The following is a 17797-nucleotide window of genomic DNA, read 5'->3' as shown; positions in this document are numbered from 1 at the left end:
AGGTGATACCGCCGGTACCGCAAGGGGCCTGTCGGCGCGGGTCGGTAGGGTCTGGGCGTGGCATCTCCGGGACCTCTGACCGTCAGCACCATCAACGTCAACGGTATTCGTGCCGCGGTCAAACAGCGGTCCACCGAGAACCTGGGCCTGCTTCCCTGGCTCAAGGAAACCGACGCCGAGGTGGTGTGCCTGCAGGAGACCCGGGCCGATGACGAGCAGCTCAACGATGCCCTGGCGCCGGCCCTGGCCGACGGCTGGAACCTGGCTTCGGCCGAACCGCATGTCAAGGGCCGCAACGGGGTTGCGGTGCTGTCCCGGTATCCCGTCGAGGCGGCGCGGCTACTGGTGTCCGACGAGTTCGAGGCCCATGGGCGTTACCTCGAGGTCGATACCGCCGGGGTGACCGTGGCCAGCATCTATGTCCCGACGGGCGAGGCCGAGACGGATCGGCAGCTGGAGAAGGAACGGTTCATGGCCACCGTCGCGGCCCGGATGGCCGAGCTGCACGGTGCCGACGCGGTGCTGTGCGGGGACTGGAACATCGCGCACACCGAGAACGACATCAAGAACTGGAAAGGCAACCTCAAGAAGGCCGGCTTCCTGCCGAGTGAACGCGCCTGGCTCACCGAACTTCTGGGCACCGGCTGGGTGGACGTGGTGCGGGTGCTGCATCCCGACGTGGCCGGCCCCTACAGCTGGTGGTCATGGCGCGGCAAGGCCTTCGACAACGACGCCGGTTGGCGCATCGACTATCACCTGGCTTCCCCGTCACTGGCCGTGCGGGCGAAATCGGCGCGGGTGGACCGGGCCGACCTCTACGCCCTGCGGTGGTCGGATCACTCACCGGTGACGGTCAGTTACGGCTGACGCCAGTCCGGCCGGCGGCCCAGGTGGGCCAGAATCTTCTCGAAATCCGTTGCCGCCGAGGCATTGACGGCCCGGTCGAACGGTGAGGCCGAACTGTCCCGAAAATCCCCGTCCGGGATCGCCATGACCAGCGGCAGGGCGGCGGTGACCACGTCGACCGGCAGCTCGTAGGCAGAGCCCAGGGTGGCGGCGACATCCCATCCGTGCACGGCGTAATCCACGAGGTGGAACCCGATCGCGATGGCGCCCGGGAAGGTCGCATCCGGCCCGAACTCGGGCAGCATGAACGTCGCCTCGGCAATTCCGTCGGCGGCGAACGCGTCGAGCACATCGTGGGCGGCCGCGGCGTAGGCGCCGGCCGGGTCGGCGCGCACCGCGTCGGTCACGGTCTCGGCCTTCCATATCGCTTCCTCGGCACCGTGTCCGCGTGCGGCGGCGGCGAACCCATGATGCTGCACCGTCATGTGCGCCAGGAGATCGGCCAGCGTCCACTCCGTGCACGGAGTGGGGCGGTCCAGGTCGGAGGGGCGGACCGCGTCGACGGCTTCGACGGAGCGCAGAACGGCGAGGCGGTGCAGGGGGCGTATATCCTTCTCAATAGTATGCATGTGCCTACGATAAGCGTATGCATACGATATGGCAACGCCTACGATGACCCGGTGTCGAAGCGCCCGGACCTGGCAGCCATGCTCGCCCCGTTGATGCGGGACCTGATCGCCGCCGAACAGCCGGTGCTGGACGCCCACGGCCTGACGATGTGGGGCTATGTCGTGCTGCTCGCCCTGGACCGATCCTCGGTGCGGACGCAGTCGGCACTGGCCGAGGCGATCGGCGCTGACAAGACCCGCATCATCCGCACCCTCGATGACCTGCAACAGCAGGGCTTCATCGAGCGCGGGGCCGACCCCGACGACCGGCGGGTGCGGCTGCTGGCCATCACCGACGCGGGCCGTGCGGTCAAGGATGCTGCGCAGCGGGAAATCCAGCGCGGAGAGGAACGCTGGCTGGGCGAGCTGTCGGCCGACGATCGGGACGCGTTCCTGCGGATCCTGCAGCAGCTGACCCGTGAATAATCCGAATGACGGCAGTGCGAAAATCGGAAGATCATGAGTAGCGGAAGCAAACAGGTCGTATTCTCGGGCGCCCAGCCCACCTCCGACTCCCTGCATCTCGGCAATGCCCTGGGTGCCGTCACGCACTGGGCGCAGCTGCAGGACGGTTACGAGGCGTTCTTCTGCGTCGTCGACCAGCACGCCATCACCGTGCCGCAGGACCCCGAGACCCTGCGCCGGCGCACGCTGGTGACTGCCGCGCAGTACCTGGCACTGGGCATCGACCCGACACGCAGCACCGTGTTCGTCCAGAGCCACGTGCCCGAGCACAGCCAATTGGCTTGGGTGCTCGGGTGTTTCACCGGATTCGGCCAGGCGTCGCGGATGACGCAGTTCAAGGACAAGTCGCAGAAGCAGGGTGCCGATGCCACCACCGTGGGTCTGTTCACCTATCCGGTGCTGATGGCCGCCGACGTGCTGCTCTACGACACCGATCTGGTCCCGGTCGGGGAGGACCAGCGCCAGCACCTCGAGTTGGCCCGCGACCTGGCGCAGCGGGTCAACGCGCGATTCCCCGACACCTTCGTGGTGCCGGAGGCCATGATCCCCAAGGCGACGGCCAAGATCTACGACCTGCAGGATCCGTCGGCGAAGATGAGCAAGTCCGCGGCGTCCGATGCCGGGCTGATCAGCCTGCTCGACGATCCGAAGGCCACGGCCAAGAAGATCCGCTCCGCGGTGACCGACAGTGAGCGTGAGATCCGGTTCGATCCGGAGGCCAAGCCCGGCATCTCGAACCTGCTGACCATCCAGTCCGCGGTGACCGGTACCGATGTCGACAAGCTGGTCGAGGGCTATGCCGGCCGCGGCTATGGCGACCTCAAGAAGGAGACCGCCGAGGCCGTGGTGGAGTTCGTCACGCCGATCAAGACCAGGGTGGACGAATTGCTGGCCGATCCGACCGAACTCCAATCGGTTCTGGCCGCCGGGGCGGAACACGCCCGGGAGGTCGCGGGGAAGACCCTCGCCCGGGTTTACGACAGGATAGGGTTTCTCCAGCAAACGCGATGAGGGCCAGGGGGAGGGTCGGCGTGAACGAGCCGGAGAAGCCGGGATTACTGGCACGGGTCCGCACACGCTTTCCCTGGTTCGATCATGTGATGCGGGCGCAGGAGCGCTACAACGACTGCAACGGCAACTTCTACGCCGCTGGCATCACCTATTTCACGATTTTCGCGCTGTTCCCGCTGCTGATGGTGGGCTTCGCCGGGGGCGGTTTTCTGCTGTCGCGCCGTCCGGATCTGCTCGAAGAAATCGAGGAGCGGATCCGGCAGGCGGTGTCGGGTGATCTTGGCCAGCAACTGGTGACCCTGATGGACTCGGCCATCGCCTCGCGCGGCACGGTCGGTGTGATCGGCCTCGCGACCGCGGCGTGGGCCGGCCTGGGTTGGATGGCCAACCTGCGTGAGGCGTTGAGCCAGATGTGGGAGCAACACGCCGAGTCCAACTTCGTCGGCAACAAGCTCTCAGATCTGTTCGCCTTGGTGTCGGCATTCCTGGCGATGGTGATCACCATCGGACTGACCGTCCTCGGCGACCCCGCACTGATGCGTAAGGTGTTGCGCTGGATGGGCCTTCACGACGGCGCCATACTCGGTAGCGGGTTGCGCGTCATCTCGATCGCGGTGTCGGTATCGGTCTCGTGGTTCCTGTTCAGCTGGATCATCTCGCGATTGCCGCGCGAACCGGTGCCGTTCCGGAGTTCGATCCGGGCCGGGTTACTGGCCGCGGTGGGCTTTGAGATCTTCAAGCAGGTGGCGTCGATCTACCTGCAGTCCGTGTTGACCGGACCTGCCGGGGCGACGTTCGGCCCGGTGCTGGGGTTGATGGTGTTCGCCTATGTCACCGCGCGGCTGATCCTGTTCGCCACCGCGTGGGCGGCGACATCCAAGGAGAGCCTGGCCGTCGCGCCGGTGCCACCACCGAACCCCGCGCAGATCGTCACCAGGGTGCAGGTCCGCGAGGGGATCGGGGTGTCCGGCGCTTTGGCCGCGGCCGCCATGGGGGCCATTGGCGCCCTGGGGCTTTCGCGGCTACTGCGGCGCTAGTGAGTTACCGCCTTCAGACCGACGATGCAGCCGACGATGCCGAGCATGAGCACCACCTTGATCACCGATGCCGATTCAGCGCCGGTGATCATCGCGAAGGCGATCGTGAGCACCGCGCCGATGCCAACCCATATCGCATAGCTGGTACCGGGGGGCAGGCTGCGCATCGCGATGGCCAGTCCGCCCATTGAGAAGGCAAGCGCCACAAGGAACACGACTGACGGAACCAGGCGGGTGAAACCCTCTGTCTTGCTCAGGGCGGTCGCCCAGACCGCTTCCAGGACACCTGAGACGACGAGAATCAGCCAAGCCATGGCACACCTCCAAACACCCCGTCTTGTCGCTGGCCGGGTACGGGTGCGCCTCGTCCGGTGCCATGTGCTGGCGGTTCCATTGTAACAACGACGTAAAATTGCAGGCTGTGAGCTTGGCAACCACGTGGTCGCGGTCAATCGGCATCGATGCCCCCATCATCAACGCGCCGATGGGCGGTGCGGCAGGAGGCCGGCTCGCTGCTGCGGTCTCGGCCGCCGGCGGCCTTGGCATGGTCGGAATGGGCAGTTCGGCGACGGCTGAACAGCTAGCTGCTGAATTGACACAGCTCGATGGGCAGCGATTCGGAATTGGCCTGGTGCACTGGGTCATCCAGGATCGGCCGGACCTGTTAGAAGTGGCGCTGGCCGCCCGGCCGGCGTTGCTGAGCGTGAGCTTCGGCGAGGACTGGGACTGGGTCCGTCGGGCGCATGATGTGGGCCTGACGGTGACGACTCAGGTGGCCACGGTCGATGCCGCCCGGTGCGCGGTCGATGCCGGCGTCGATGTGGTGGTGGCGCGCGGCGCCGAGGGTGGCGGCCATGGTGAGCCGACGGTCGGCACCCTGCCGCTGTTGGCCGAGGTGCTCGACGCCGTCGACGTACCGGTACTCGCGGCGGGCGGGATCTCGTCGGCACGGGCGGTCGCCGCGGTGCTGGCCGCCGGGGCGGGCGCAGCCTGGGTCGGCACAGCGTTCGCGGCGTGTGCCGAGGCGCTGACCCCGGCGGCGGCACGTGCTGCCTTACTGGCCGCCGACAGTGACGCCACCGAGCTGACCACTGAATATGACGTCGCCGCCGGATACCGATGGTCGGCAACCATTCCCGAGCGGGTGCTGCGCGGATCTCCCGTCAATGCCGGGCAGGGCGTGGGGGTTATGCGACACCCGGCCACCGCGGCCGAGATCGTGACATCACTGTCCGAAGGGGCGGCGGAGCTACTCGCACGCTGGCGTTGATGAGCCTGCCAAACCGCCGAGAGCGGCGGCGGATTGGCAGGCCCGGGATGTATTTAACTCGAGCGGCAATTACTTGTCAGCCGAATCGGCAAATATATGACCGGTTGCTGCCAGGTGCCGGTGTGCGGAACATCGGGTTGAATTACTTGCCGCTGCCCTTGTCGGCGCGGTGCTTGCCGCCGGTACTCTTCTCGGCCTTGGCTTCCTTCTTTGCTTCCTGGCGTGCCTGCTGACGATCTGCCCCGGCTTGTTGCCGGGCCGGCCGCTTGTGTTCGCTGGCGTCCTTCTTGGATACCTTGTCGGCCTTGGTGTTTGACGTACCCGATGCATCGTTGTCGGCGTCCACGTTGGCTGAGGTGTCTGTGCTGCCGGCAGTGCTGGTGTCCGCGGAACTTTCACCCGGGGTGGACGCCTCGGTCGCGGCAGGCTTCGGATCGACCTTCAACGTCACGGTTTTCACCGCATCGAACGCAGAGGTAGCGGCGCTGGTGATGCTGTCAACCGTGTCGGTCACGCCGCTCGTGAGCTCTTTGGCGAGTCTGGCAGACACGGGCGTTTGGTCGGTGGTCGCGGGCAATGCGTTGGGCGTGGCGACGCTGGCCTCGATGGCCGGCATATCCGCGGCAGGTAGCGCATCGGCTCCCGCGGGGCCGGTCACAGGGGTACCGGGCGCAGATTCCACGGCTGCGGGTACGACCGGGGAAGCCGGGGGCTTGAGCACGTCCGCGATGATATTGGGGACGCCCACCACCAGAGCGCCGACAAGTCCGGTAAAAACCTCGTGGGTGTACGGCTTGAGCAGCTCGTCGAGGAGGGCGCCTGTCATCGCGGCGGGAATGTTCAGCGCCGCGTTCGCCGCGGCGACTGGGTCGCCGGCGTTCACCGCGTCGACAAGGCCTTGCACCTGACGACCAAACGCATGAAATGGAGCCTGGGCCGCCACGATGGTGCTCAGCCCGATCATCGTGACTGCCCTTGGTATGGCCTGCACCACATCTGCGAAATTCTGCGCCATCGCGCCCGGGATCTTCAGGGTGTCAAGCATCGGGAACATCGCCGTTGGTATGCCGCTCAAGGCGTAGACGACATAGCTGATCGCGTCGCCGATCTGGCCCGCGTTGAACTGCTCGTACGCATAATCCAGCATCCACTGGTTGTTGGTCTGCCAGTTCGCGAGTCCAGTGCCCGTGTTCTGGAGTGCGGTGCCGTAGGCCTGGAGGTAGCCCGTCAGGTTGGCGATGACCTGGGTCAAGGCGGGCGCGCCGTTACCGACTACCTGCTGGCCCATCGCGCCCACGTTCTGGGCGGTGCCCGTGAGGACCTCGACCAACGCCGTGATGGGGTCGGCGGTGGGGTTGGTGACGCCGGTGAGCTCCACGGCCGCTGAAGCGGCGTGGACTTGGAGGTCGGGCAGCGACGGTGTGACGGGGCTGATCGGACTGACAGCGATGACGCTGGCACCGGCCAGTGCAATGCCGGCGGTGACGTAGGGGCGAAGTGTGAGTTGCAAGCGGGATTCCTTTGCTGATGGGGTCGGGCGGCCCTGACCGGCGATGAATTTAGCAGAAGGTATCGAATTTCCGGCCACTATTGGTTATAGTTTGAAAACGTTCGAAAAATATTCGAATTGTTCGCAAAATAATGTGTAAGTGTGTGCTGTTTTTGAAACTCAGGTGTCGCCATCGCAGCAGTTCGCAGCATATATTAGCCCGTGATTCCGGCAGGTTTCGGCGCCGGTACTGGCTGAATGATTCGCTGACAAATCGACCAACTGGAACACGTTCATTCCCGGATCTGGAACCCACTGATCCTCGTGCCACCTAATGGCAGATGATGCTGGCGACTAGGCCTCGGCAATCGTGCCGTTGGGTGAATGTCTCATCGCCCGATGTTGAGTATTCGATCGGCGCCTGCGACCACTCGGCCCGCGCCGTCGTCGCTGTCTACCCGTGGAGCCAGTTCCGCGGCACGGTCTCGGAAGCCGTTTTCTGACAACACGGTGCGTATCGCTGAGCCGAGGTTGTCGGCGCTGAGTCGACGTTGCGGAATCGGCTGCGGGCTGACGCCGAGGGCGAGGAGCCTTCGCGCCCAGAACGGTTGGTCGCCGTAGGCGGCCGGTACCGCGATCGCCGGCACACCCGCGCGTAGTCCGGCCGCGGTTGTGCCCGCACCGCAGTGGTGGACAACGGCCGCCGCCCGAGCGAACAGCCAGTCGTGGGGCACGTCGCCGACCGCGATCACGTCGTCCCCGCTGGCATCGAGCCCAGCCCAACCGGCCTGGATCACCGCACGGGCACCGGCGGCCCGAACTGCCTGTGTCACAAGCGTGGACAACCGTTGGGCTTCGGCGCTGCTGTTGACCGTGCTGCCGAAGCCGATGATGACCGGCGGCGGGCCGGCGTCGAGGAACTCCGCCAGCTCGGCCGGCGGTTGCCATCCGGTCGGGCGGGCCGGCCACCAGTAGCCGACGACCTCGATACCCGGTCGCCAGTCCGACGGCCTCGGTAGGACCGCGGGGGAGTAGCCGTAGAGGATCGGCCAACGAGCGTCGCTGCGGCGTCGTCTCAGTGACCGAGCCGAGGCCTTCGGCAGGCCGAGTTGTGTGCGAAAGTGGTTGACGGCCCTGCCGTACAGCCCGTCGATCATCGCCCCACCGATTCGCGCGGCCGCCCTGTTTCCGGACCGACCGGCGGTCCACGCTCCCAGCACCGCCGGCGGATAGTCGGAGGTCGCCGAGAAGGGCTGCAACCGGACGCCGATGGCGGGAACATCGAGCGCATCGGCAAGCGGATGGCCGGCCAGTTCTGCGAACGGTGACAGCAGCAGCGCATCGAGCGATTCGTCACGGACAGCGGCCAACACGCGATCGCCCAGAACCTGCATGCCGCGTGGTGAGAGAAATGCCCCCATGGCCTTCGCCGCTTGGCGCGCCGATACGTCCGCAAGATCGGCCGAGGTGTCGTCGAGATCGTCCGCGAGTCCGCGAAATTCCAGGCCACATGCGGTGACAAGATCGGCGAATGCCTGATACGCCACCACGATCACGCGATGCCCAGCTCGCTGCAATCGCGCACCGACCCCGGTCAGCGGCGCCACATCGCCGTGACTGCCGATCGCGATGATCGCGACGGTCGCCATCTATCCGCCCGGAGTGGCGAACACGAACAACGCCATGAACGCGATGTTGATGAAGAAGGTTGCCTCCACGAGGCTCACGGTGATGAAAAACGGTGTGTACAAGCGTGCTTGGGCTTCCGGCTGGCGCGCTACACCGGCGATGAACTGGGAGCCGGCGAGTCCGTCGCCGATCCCGGCGCCGATTGCCCCACCGGCCAGCACGATTGCCCCCGCCAACAGGGCGTTGCCCATCAGTGCGTCACTCGCCATGGTGAACCTCCTGTGATCGGTTGAGCAGTTCGGCGATGCGCCGCGCCGCCATGCCTGCTCCGTCCTCACCGGCGAGCAGTGCCGAGAGCTGTTGAGCGCGTGTCCGATATGTCGGATCGCCGCATACCTCGCGGACGGCAGGGCGAGTTCGGAGGCGGTCAGGTTGGCGCGTGGAAGGGCGGCAGGTGCGGCGCCCAGGAGTCGCAGCCGCTTCGCCCGAAACGGTTGATCCATAATTCCGGTGATGGGTATCGACGGAACACCGGCCCGGAGCGTCGCTGCGGTGGTGCCCGCCCCGCAATGGTGCACGACCGCCGCGACCCGCGGAAACAACCATGAGTGCGGAAGCTCGTCGACCATCAGAACGTCGTCGCCGGTGCAGTGCAGCCCGGCCCAGCCGGTCTGCACCACCGCCCTCATGCGGGTGGTGCGCAGCGCTGAGCTGATGGTGTCCGACAGCTCGGGTCCCCGCGCCGTCGCGGTACTGCCGAGACCGACGAACACCGCTGGCGGACCGGCTTGCAGGAAGTCGACCAGTTGGCCTGGCGGAGACCAGTTGTCGGGCTCCGACGGCCACCAATAGCCCGTGACGTGCAGGTGCGCCGGCCAGTCCGCGGGCCGCGGAACCACGTGTTCGCTGAACCCGTGCAGGGCGGGCCAGGTGGCTGCGCGCCTGCCTTGGTACCCGGCCAGCGTTGTCGGGCGTAGTCCGAGCTCGGTGCGTAGCTCGTTGATCAGCGTCAGGTGTGGCTTCTCGCCGAGCGCACCCAGCCGGCCGACGATCCGGTTGCCCCAACGGCCGAGAGATCGGGCGCTGAGTACCGACGGCAGGAAGTCGCCGGTGGGGGCGGTCGGTTGGAGCAACACCCCAACGCTGGGGATGCCGAGTCCTTCGGCGACGTGGTATCCGAGGAGGGCCGCGACGGACGGAAGCAGCAGTAGGTCTGCATCTTTCGCCGCCTCGATCAGGCCGCGGCCCAGCTGCCGCAGATCCTCGCGCATCTCGTCGAGCAGTTCCCGGGAAGGTCGCATCCTGGCGCCGTCGACGAACGCCTGCGCAGCCGGTGAGGCCTTGGTGGCGCGTTCGGTGTCTCCGGGCAGCGAGCGAAATTCGATTCCGGAGGCGGACAGCAGTTCTCGATAGGGCTCCTGCGCCGCGACAACGACGCGGTGACCCTCCTCGGCGAGCCGCCGCGCCAGACCCGTGTACGGGGCGATATCCCCGCGGCTGCCGAAGGCGGCGATGACGATGGTGGTCACGGTGCGGTGGCCTTCTCGAAGATCTCGACGAGCACTTCGCCATGGGTGATGACGTCGTAGTCGGGGTCGCGGGCATACTCCTGCGCTGCACTGTCCAGCGCGCCGCGCAGGACGTTCTTCATGAACAGCGGTGACAGTTCCCGGAACTCACCGCTTTCCAGGCCCTCGGCGAAGATGCTCTGCGGGTCGAGAGCGGCCAGGTCACCGGTCGGAGGATTCTCTTGGACGGCTTTGGCCGCGGCTTGGTCGACCCGCAATCCGTTCGCGTCGCGGTAACCGGAGATGAGTTCGAGCATCGCCACTGCCGCGGATCGGTTACCGGCGACGAACGCGACATTGGCCCGGATATAGGCGGACAATTTTGCCGCCGCGGTGGTTTCGGCGTTGACGGCGGGCGCGATCGCCGCGACACCGCGGGTGAAGATCTCGGTGAAGACTGCCTCGACCACTTCGGACTTGCTGGTGAAGTGGTATAGGACAGCGCTTTTCGCGATACCGATGTGTTCGGCGATGCGTGCCAGGGAGGCCTGCGGATAGCCCTGCTCGGCGATCACCTCCAGCGCGCCCTCGACAATCTGCCGGCGGCGCGCCTGCTCGGTAAACGTCTTGGCGCGTTCTGACCGCATGGTCTGAGATTAGACCGATCGGTCAGACTTTTGCAAGGTCTCGTCCCCGTCCGGCCGAGTATCGGTTCGTTCGGTGGGTATCGCAGATTGGTGCGACGTAGGGGCTGGAAGAGCTACATCACATCTGATCGGGCGAGATGTCGCTGGATGACGTTGGTTCTGGTGCGATCGATAAGCTGCTGAGATGAGGTGCATTATCTTCCGATTGCTGGCCGTTCTGAGCGCCATGGCTGCGACGTCGTTCCTGGCGGCCTGTAGCGGCTCGACGCCGGATGAGAAGCCGCAATCGACATCGGAAACGCCTGTCATCACTGGCAAGCCGGCCGGATCGAATGCTGGCGATGCTGCGTTTGCGGTCAACATGATCGCCAATCATGACCAGGCTATGCAGGTTTCAGAATTGGTTGGTGATCGCTCGACCAACTCGGACCTCGTCGAATTGGCGGCCGACATTACATCGACACGCACGATGGAGACCGAAATGATGAAGGCACTCCTGGTCCAGTGGAACGCAGATTCCGGTACATATTCGGTGCCCGATCACCCTGCTACCCCGGCGCGAGGCACCATCGATGAGCTGACTGTGACTCGGCTGCAAGGGTTGAGCGGCCAGGACTTTGACGTTCTGTGGCTTCAGTCGATGGTTGCGCACGGCCAGGGGGCCATTCAGATTGCCAACGCCGAGATTGCCGACGGCGCAAACGTCGATGCCGTCGGGCTGGCTAAGAAGATCGTCGGAAAACAGCAGGCGGAGGTCGACCGAATGCAACAGATGCTCGCGAATGTCGCATAGGGAGTTCGCCGAGGTGCCTGGCTATCGGTCGTTGCGGCGCAACTGATCCGCGAGATTGTTCAAGCATCCAGGGCAGATTCGACCGCAACCTGAACCTCCACGGTGCGGGAGACACGTTCGCCGCTGAAGCCATCCGACACTGCAAGACTAGGGACGGTGAAGTGTCGGAACCGTCGCCGCACTTCGTCTTCGAACTGATCCATCTCCTCGGCGGTGAGGTGCGTCTGCACGGCGAGGCCACAGATGCCGGGCGACTGTACTGCGCTTTCGGCACGCCGTCCTGCGCACTTTTGAGCGCGGCGGTCATACGCGTGTCGAATATCTCGTGAAGCACGCCGGCGATCATGGTCAGGGTTGTATTCCCAGCCAACTCGACCAATCCGCGGTGTCGTTTGGTCGTGGCCGCCGCCAGCCGCCCCGTCTCCCACGCGGTGGGGATCTCATCGATCAGGCGTTGAAGTTGTCGATGCGTGTTCGCGGTGCCGTCTTTCGAGAACTCCCGCTGCATAGGGCTCGATACCGATCCGTGCCGTCATGACGTCGGCCAGCGTCGTTCCTGATAGCGCGAGCAACACACTTGCGGGCCTCGCGTGGTCTCGCGTCGCAGAGGAAGCGCCCCATCTCCACCGACATGTTCTGGCCCCGGTAAATCGATATATGATTAACTGTCTCGATGAAGTATCAGTGGTCGCTGAGTACGTGCGGTGTGAGGCGCGTTCAGCAAGGCGGGCCCCCACCCTCGGGTTGTGTGTGAGCAACGAGGTGCGCGTGCCGCTGAGCAAGGGTTTCAGTTGGGAGGGCGGCCCGACTGGCATATCGCCCGGTTGGTCGGTTCCCGGTCACCGCCGGGGTTGGCGGCCCCACCTGCAGTGATGACTGCACCACCGTCGCATCCGGCAAGAGGCGGTCGCCGAGTATGACCCGGCGACGGAACGTACATCCAGGCAGGGCAGAAGCTTCACGCCCAACCAACGTGGCCCATGACGCAAAGGAGCAGACATGGCAGACAAAGCAGACGCCGTCGGGACGGTGACTGGGGTCGGCGACGTCGACGAGCTTGTCGTAGACAGCGACGCCGCTACTGACGACGGTGATGGAACAGAGGTCGACGCTGCTGACAACGCGGCGGTAGCCAAGGGTGCGACCTCGCCCCTGCGGCTCGCGCTCATCGCCGGACTCATCGGGGTTGTGGCGCTGGGTGGTCTGACCGGCTGGCTCGGCTTTCGTGCCCACCAGTCTCAGCAGGCCAAGGAAGAACGCGAGCTGTACCTGCAGGTCGCCAGACAAGGCGCGCTGAACCTGACAACCATCGACTACCAGAACGTCGACTCCGATGTTCAACGCATCCTCGACTCCGCCACGGGTCAATTCCACGATGACTTCAGCCAGCGCGCAGAGCCGTTCGTCGACGTCGTGAAAAAGGCGCAATCGAAGTCGGTGGGCACCGTTACCGACGCGGGTCTGGAATCCGTCACGGGTGACGAGGCCCAGGCAATCGTTGCGGTGACAGTCAAAACCTCCAACATCGGTGTGCCGGAACAACAGCCCCGATCGTGGCGGATGCGTATGACAGTGCAGAAGGTCGGCGAGGGCGTCAAGGTATCGAATGTGGGGTTTGTAGCGTGATCAAGCTGAAGACGCGGCGTGCCGACCTGGACGCCGTTATTGACGAGGCGGCTGCCGACGACAGTGTTGACTGTGACACCGCGGAGCCAGTTGCCGATGACATCACGGACGCGGATACCGACCAGGACGACGTACTACCTACGGCAGACGACGACAGTGATGCCGCGGGGGGTACAGGAGGTAACAGTGCAGCCGCGGAGTCGGAGGCTTCGAGTGCGCAGCGCGGAATCAACTGGACCCGCGTACTCGCATATGGGGTGCTGCCAGGCCTGATCTTGGTGCTCGGGCTCGCCGCGGGAATGCTGAAATGGCGAGATTCAACGGTCCGTGCCTCTGAGGCGGCAGCTGTCGAATCCGTTCAGGTGGCCAAGGATTCGACTGTCGCGCTGCTGTCGTACAAGCCGGACAATGTAGAAGCGGATCTCACCGCAGCGCGGGATCTGCTGACCGGGAACTTCCGTGACTCCTACGCTCAGCTGACCGATGACGTCGTGATTCCGGGATCCAAACAGAAGCAGATCACCGCAGTAGCGACAATTCCTGGGGCTGCTTCAGTCTCAGCGACGCCGAACCGTGCGGTCGTCATCGTGTTCGTCAATCAGACCACCACTGTCGGGCAGGACCGCCCGACCGACTCTGCGTCGAGCGTGCGGGTGACGCTCGACAAGGTCGGGGATCGCTGGCTCATGTCAGGGTTTGATCCCGTCTGATCCCGACCATTCGTGGATCAACTCGTCGACGGTAGTGAGCCGACCGAGGACGGCAATGGTGTTGTCCAGCACCTGCTGTGCATAACTGGCGGGCGTACCGCCGACGGCGTCGCGCGGCACAACGAGATGAAACCCGGCCTGTGTGGCGTCGCCGGCGGTGTGGGTGATCGCCAGGTTCAACGAGACTCCGGTAAGAACGATGGTCGTCACACCGAAGCCCTTCAGCACCGGCAGTAGTTCGGAGCCCGACGTTGGGAACAACCCGTGGTGCCGTGGCAGCACCAGGTCAGTGGGGGCCAGCAGATCGGGAACTACAGACGTGGCGGAGCTCCCTGGCTTCCACTCGGCAGTTGCAGCTCCCAGCGCCCTCCACAGCCGTGCGGTTCCTGTTGGTCGACCGCCCAGGTCGCCCTCGTAGGTTGCATGCACCACCCGCGCACCGAATTCGCGTGCGCTGTCGAGTAATCGACGTATGTTTCCCACCAGGTCCGCGGAGTCGGTAGCCAGTGCGGGTAACACCGCATCGGGGCCGAGCACACCGTTTTGGCATTCCACACAAACGACGGCGACGTTGCTGGGATCAGCGAGTGGTGTTGGCATCGCTCAAACCTAGTTGAGTTTTCACGCTAAAGCCAACAAATGGGTCATGAAATCGATTATCGCATAGCACTTTTCGAGATATCTCCCTGCGCCTTCATGGAAGGACCCTCGTCCAGATTCGTGAACACGCTTCATCCGGCAAGCCGGCGGTAATCCTCGCCGGATCCGGCGAGGCGATCGGCTTCGCCGAGTTGGAGGAGCGTGCTAATCGCCTGGCGCACTTCTGGCGTGCTGTCGGTCTGCACGAAGGTGACACCGTTGCCGTGATCATGGAGAACAACGAGCACGTGCACGCTGTGATGTGGGCGGCCCGGCGCAGCAGGCTGCACTACGCGCTGGTCAATACGCACCTGACGGCGGCTGAGGCGGCCTACATCGTTGACAACAGTGGCGCGAAAGCGGCTGTCGGCTCGCGTGCGATGCGTCCAGTCTGCGAACGGCTGGCAGAACACCGGCCCGACGGATTGCCTGATCCGGGGGAGGCCGCCGGCGAGTTCGCAGTGGAGCTCCTCGGCTGGTTGCGAGACCGATTGGCGCACTACAAGTGTCCGCGGTCGTTGTCGTTCGAGGCGCAACTGCCGCGAACCGATACGGGCAAGCTGTACAAGCAGCAGCTGGTCGCGAAATACTCGCCGACGGTGTAAAGATCAGCCAAGTTTCAGTGGTAGTCGGTGAATCCCGAAGGTGTTCGCGGGAAACACGATCTGCGGCTGGTAGCCGGGCATGAGTGCGAACTCGGGGACGCGGCGCAGCCACTCTCCGACGATGAGCGTCAGTTCCATACGGGCCAAGTGCGAACCGAGGCAGCGGTGTGGACCACCGCCGAAGCCCCAGTGCCGGTGCACTTTTCCATCCATCACCACTTCGTTGGTTGAGATCTCGTCGCTGCCGTCCCGGTTGATCGCACCGATGCAGAGCCGAACCTGCGTGTCCGGGGGCAGGGTGATATCCCCGATGGTGACCTCTGCGGTGGTTACCCGTGGGACCATTGGCGCCGGCGGCTCCAACCGGACGATCTCCTCGACGAACACGCCAATCTGGTCAGGGTCGGCGCGGAGGGTGCTCCGCAGTCCCGGATTACAGGCCAGCTCGAGCAGTGCGGCAGTCATCGCGGCGGTGACGGTGTCCAGACCGGCCAGTACGAACAGGTAACTCAGGCCGATGGCCTCTGCATCGTCGAGGGGATCCTCTCCTGTGATCACCTGGGACAGGATGTCGCGGCCCGGGTTCGCCCGCCTTTCGTTAATCGCCTCGGTGAGATAGGCGAACAGTTCGAGTGCAGGTGTCAGGTCGGCACCGTCCAGCGACGGTGAATCCGCCAGCGCGATGACCGCGTCCTTCCATCCGATCAACCGGTCTCGGTCTTCTAGGGGCAGCCCGAACAGTGTCAGGAACACCTGTGACGGGTAGGGAATCGCGATATCGGTCACCACCTCGCACACCTCTTTGGCGGCCGCCGAGTCGATGATGTCGATCGCCTGCTTCTGCAGGGAGGGCAGCATCTCAGCAAGGGTGTGCGGGCTGAAGAACGGCTGCAGCATCTTGCGGAACCGGGTGTGCTCTGGGGGATCGAAGGAGATCGGTACCAGGGGGAGCGGGCTGCCCAGGACGTCAAAGGCCTTCTTCGATGAGAACAACTCAGGGTTCCGCAGGGCAGCCAGCACGTCGTCACGGTGGGTCAGGTAGAACCAGCCGTCGACGAAGACCACCGGACCGGCGTCACGCAACGTCTTCCAGCCGGTGCTGCGGTCAGTCGCCATCGGCAGGGTTGCATAGGAGAGTTCGGGTGCGCCAAGGGTTTCCACGTATTCTCCTACAGAGTCAGAAGGCCGACCGGTGCAGGCCACCGTCGACTTCAATCCAACCGCCGGTGAGATATCCGGCGGGCTCGGAGCACAGATAGGTGATGAGCGATGCGATCTCGCCGGGCTTGCCCATCCGTGCGGCAGGCACGCGGGCCTGGTTCAACATGAACTCACGCCGCTGTGCTTCGGAGCTCGTGCCGAGGTGGTGCTGCAGGTAGTCGATCGCGTTTTGTGTCTCGATCCATCCCGGCGCGACAGTGTTCACCGTGATGCCATACCGGGCATATTCATCGGACACGGTCTTGAGCAAGCCGATGGTCGATGGCCGGCTGGTGTTCGCCACGGCGTGGTGGATGCTGCCTGCGGGCTCTTTGGCCGTGGCCGACCCGATGTGCACGAAACGGCCCCAGCCGGCATCCTTCATCGCTGGAAGCACCGCCTGCAGCAGCAGGATCTGGCTCATGGTGTGCGCTTCGAAGGACTCGCGGTAGGCATTGACGTCGGTGATGTCGGCGAAGTCGCCGGGCCGTTGATATTTGGCCTGACCGACGACAATCAGTGGCGGGCCCTGCGCGGCGGCAACCTCGCCGATGGCCTCGGTGAGTTGCTCCCCGCTGCTGACGTCCGCGGGGACGCCAAGAGCGGTGCCGCCCTCGGCCCGGATCGCTTCCACCGCGACGTCGACGTCTGTCTTTGTCCTGGCCATTAGGGCCACCGGAGCACCCTCAGCGGCAAGCATTTTGGCGACCTCGAAGCCGATCCCCTTACTGCCGCCGACGACGAGTGCTGACCGCCCCTCGATTCCGTAGTGCATGGGCGCCGCTGCTAGCCTCGCCGCACATCCATGCCGGCGTCTACCTTCAACATGCTCCCGGTGAAGGACCGGCCCGCGTCGCTGATGAGGAACAGGATGGCGTTGGAGACGTCGCGCGGCTCGATCAGCGGTAGGTCCGGCAGCGCGGTCTGAACGGCGTTGACGATATGCGGGCTCTCCTCGATCACCTTGAACAGCGCCGGGTTGTCGGTGATCATGGGCGTCGCACAGTTGGTCGGTGCCACAGCGTTGACGCGGATGCGGTCGGCCGCGAGCATGGCCGCGTAGGCACGGACCAGGCCGACGATGGCCACCTTCGACATCAGATAGGCGTCGCTACCGCCACGGCCATCGGTCAGGTCCAGTAGCGCGATCATCGAGCTGGTCGCGATCAGGTTGCCGCCTTCGCCGCGTTCCTTCAGGTGCGGGATCGCGACCTGGAAGGCGTTCCACACGCCGATGAGCATGATGTCGAGGCCCAGTCGCAAGGCTTCGGAGGCATCGCGCTCGTCGGCGTTGGTGAGTACGACTCCCGCATTGGCGATCACGGTGTCGACGTGGCCGAATTCTTTGACGCCCGCGTCGAATGCCTCCTGCAGCGCGGCAAGATCCCGGACATCGGCCTTTCGGGTGATCATCTTCCTGCCGGTCTTCTCGACCAGGCGGGCAGTCTCTTCCAGGTCCTCGGATGTGCCCAGGGCGTAGGGCACGACGTCCAGGTTCTCGCAGATGTCCACGCCCACGATGTCGGCGCCTTCTTCTGCGCACATCACCGCGTGCGACCGGCCCTGTCCGCGGGCGGCGCCGGTGATGAAGACGACCCGGCCGTCGAGTGAACCCATTCTGTATTCCTCCGGTTGTCGATCGATATCGGGCGCG

General features: G+C 64.9%; 18 protein-coding genes, 2 pseudogenes and 1 riboswitch. Of the genes and pseudogenes, 9 read left to right on the top strand and 11 right to left on the bottom strand.

Annotated features, from left to right (window positions below):
• Positions 1-57 precede the first annotated feature (57 nt).
• Positions 58-867 carry an exodeoxyribonuclease III gene (locus G6N44_RS11000; RefSeq protein WP_235683000.1) on the top strand — a complete coding sequence of 270 codons (810 nt, stop codon included), beginning with the start codon at positions 58-60 and terminating at the stop codon, positions 865-867.
• Here G6N44_RS11000 and G6N44_RS10995 read toward each other — a convergent pair.
• On the bottom strand, positions 858-1475 hold the full coding sequence (locus G6N44_RS10995; protein WP_163663890.1) for a TIGR03086 family metal-binding protein: 618 nt from the start codon (positions 1473-1475) through the stop codon (positions 858-860). The genes G6N44_RS11000 and G6N44_RS10995 overlap by 10 nt on opposite strands.
• A 78-nt stretch (positions 1476-1553) precedes the next feature.
• Between G6N44_RS10995 and G6N44_RS10990 the strand changes: the two genes are divergently transcribed.
• Genes G6N44_RS10990 through yhjD form a run of 3 tightly spaced genes read left to right on the top strand, consistent with a single transcriptional unit; the run spans position 1554 to position 4027 of the window.
• Complete coding sequence (locus G6N44_RS10990; RefSeq protein WP_163669817.1) at positions 1554-1940, top strand: MarR family winged helix-turn-helix transcriptional regulator; 387 nt, start codon at positions 1554-1556, stop codon at positions 1938-1940.
• Between the two features lie 33 nt (positions 1941-1973).
• On the top strand, positions 1974-2990 hold the full coding sequence (gene trpS / locus G6N44_RS10985) for a tryptophan--tRNA ligase (RefSeq protein WP_163663888.1): 1017 nt from the start codon (positions 1974-1976) through the stop codon (positions 2988-2990).
• A 20-nt stretch (positions 2991-3010) separates the two neighbouring features.
• Positions 3011-4027 (top strand): inner membrane protein YhjD, encoded by a 1017-nt coding sequence (yhjD, locus tag G6N44_RS10980; protein WP_163663887.1) that lies wholly within the window; start codon positions 3011-3013, stop codon positions 4025-4027.
• Here yhjD and G6N44_RS10975 read toward each other — a convergent pair.
• On the bottom strand, positions 4024-4341 hold the full coding sequence (locus G6N44_RS10975) for a DMT family transporter (protein WP_163663885.1): 318 nt from the start codon (positions 4339-4341) through the stop codon (positions 4024-4026). The genes yhjD and G6N44_RS10975 overlap by 4 nt on opposite strands.
• A 12-nt stretch (positions 4342-4353) precedes the next feature.
• A riboswitch (guanidine-III (ykkC-III) riboswitch) is annotated at positions 4354-4418 on the bottom strand.
• Positions 4419-4448: 30 nt separating this feature from the next.
• On the opposite strand from G6N44_RS10975, the gene G6N44_RS10970 reads away from it, so the two are divergent.
• Positions 4449-5297 (top strand): nitronate monooxygenase, encoded by an 849-nt coding sequence (locus G6N44_RS10970; protein ID WP_235682999.1) that lies wholly within the window; start codon positions 4449-4451, stop codon positions 5295-5297.
• A gap of 142 nt (positions 5298-5439) precedes the next feature.
• Here G6N44_RS10970 and G6N44_RS10965 read toward each other — a convergent pair whose 3' ends face one another.
• From G6N44_RS10965 to G6N44_RS10945, 5 genes and pseudogenes are all read right to left on the bottom strand, one after another.
• Positions 5440-6885, bottom strand: a complete 1446-nt coding sequence (locus tag G6N44_RS10965; protein WP_163663883.1) for a hypothetical protein — start codon at positions 6883-6885, stop codon at positions 5440-5442.
• A gap of 290 nt (positions 6886-7175) precedes the next feature.
• Positions 7176-8435 (bottom strand): glycosyltransferase, encoded by a 1260-nt coding sequence (locus G6N44_RS10960; RefSeq protein WP_163663881.1) that lies wholly within the window; start codon positions 8433-8435, stop codon positions 7176-7178.
• Positions 8436-8684 (bottom strand): F0F1 ATP synthase subunit C, encoded by a 249-nt coding sequence (locus tag G6N44_RS10955; RefSeq protein ID WP_039378287.1) that lies wholly within the window; start codon positions 8682-8684, stop codon positions 8436-8438.
• A gap of 198 nt (positions 8685-8882) precedes the next feature.
• A pseudogene (locus G6N44_RS29860) lies at positions 8883-9944 on the bottom strand (glycosyltransferase); the annotation flags it as partial.
• Positions 9941-10570: a TetR/AcrR family transcriptional regulator gene (locus tag G6N44_RS10945; protein ID WP_163663879.1), complete on the bottom strand. Its 630-nt coding sequence runs from the start codon at positions 10568-10570 to the stop codon at positions 9941-9943. The gene G6N44_RS10945 and the pseudogene G6N44_RS29860, both read right to left, overlap by 4 nt.
• A gap of 205 nt (positions 10571-10775) precedes the next feature.
• Between G6N44_RS10945 and G6N44_RS10940 the strand changes: the two genes are divergently transcribed.
• The 3 genes from G6N44_RS10940 (at position 10776) to G6N44_RS10930 (ending at position 13699) form a co-directional block, all read left to right on the top strand.
• On the top strand, positions 10776-11363 hold the full coding sequence (locus G6N44_RS10940; protein ID WP_235682998.1) for a DUF305 domain-containing protein: 588 nt from the start codon (positions 10776-10778) through the stop codon (positions 11361-11363).
• A gap of 999 nt (positions 11364-12362) precedes the next feature.
• Positions 12363-12989, top strand: a complete 627-nt coding sequence (locus G6N44_RS10935) for an Rv1363c family protein (protein WP_163663875.1) — start codon at positions 12363-12365, stop codon at positions 12987-12989.
• Positions 12989-13699, top strand: a complete 711-nt coding sequence (locus G6N44_RS10930) for an Rv1363c family protein (RefSeq protein ID WP_235683071.1) — start codon at positions 12989-12991, stop codon at positions 13697-13699. The genes G6N44_RS10935 and G6N44_RS10930 overlap by 1 nt, the downstream gene beginning before the upstream one ends.
• On the opposite strand, the gene G6N44_RS10925 is transcribed toward G6N44_RS10930, so the two are convergent.
• Positions 13679-14299 (bottom strand): cysteine hydrolase family protein, encoded by a 621-nt coding sequence (locus tag G6N44_RS10925; protein WP_163663873.1) that lies wholly within the window; start codon positions 14297-14299, stop codon positions 13679-13681. The two genes, G6N44_RS10930 and G6N44_RS10925, sit on opposite strands and share 21 nt — an antisense overlap.
• Positions 14300-14385: 86 nt before the next feature.
• Here G6N44_RS10925 and G6N44_RS10920 point away from each other — a divergent pair.
• Positions 14386-14772 (top strand): annotated as a pseudogene (locus tag G6N44_RS10920) (AMP-binding protein); the annotation flags it as partial.
• A gap of 174 nt (positions 14773-14946) precedes the next feature.
• Here G6N44_RS10920 and G6N44_RS10915 read toward each other — a convergent pair.
• From G6N44_RS10915 to G6N44_RS10905, 3 genes are all read right to left on the bottom strand, one after another.
• Positions 14947-16059 (bottom strand): cytochrome P450, encoded by a 1113-nt coding sequence (locus G6N44_RS10915; protein WP_235683070.1) that lies wholly within the window; start codon positions 16057-16059, stop codon positions 14947-14949.
• Positions 16060-16120: 61 nt separating this feature from the next.
• Entirely contained in the window at positions 16121-16918 is a 798-nt protein-coding gene (locus G6N44_RS10910) for an SDR family oxidoreductase (protein ID WP_163663869.1), read from the bottom strand.
• 11 nt (positions 16919-16929) lie between these two features.
• A complete protein-coding gene (locus tag G6N44_RS10905) occupies positions 16930-17760 on the bottom strand; it encodes a mycofactocin-coupled SDR family oxidoreductase (protein ID WP_163663867.1) in 831 nt (276 codons plus the stop codon).
• Positions 17761-17797 lie beyond the last annotated feature (37 nt).

The sequence above is a fragment of the Mycolicibacterium alvei genome (genome assembly GCF_010727325.1).
GTDB lineage: Bacteria > Actinomycetota > Actinomycetes > Mycobacteriales > Mycobacteriaceae > Mycobacterium > Mycobacterium alvei.
The sequence above is the reverse complement of the archived record's forward strand: the minus strand, read 5'-3'. Positions and strand labels throughout refer to the sequence as shown.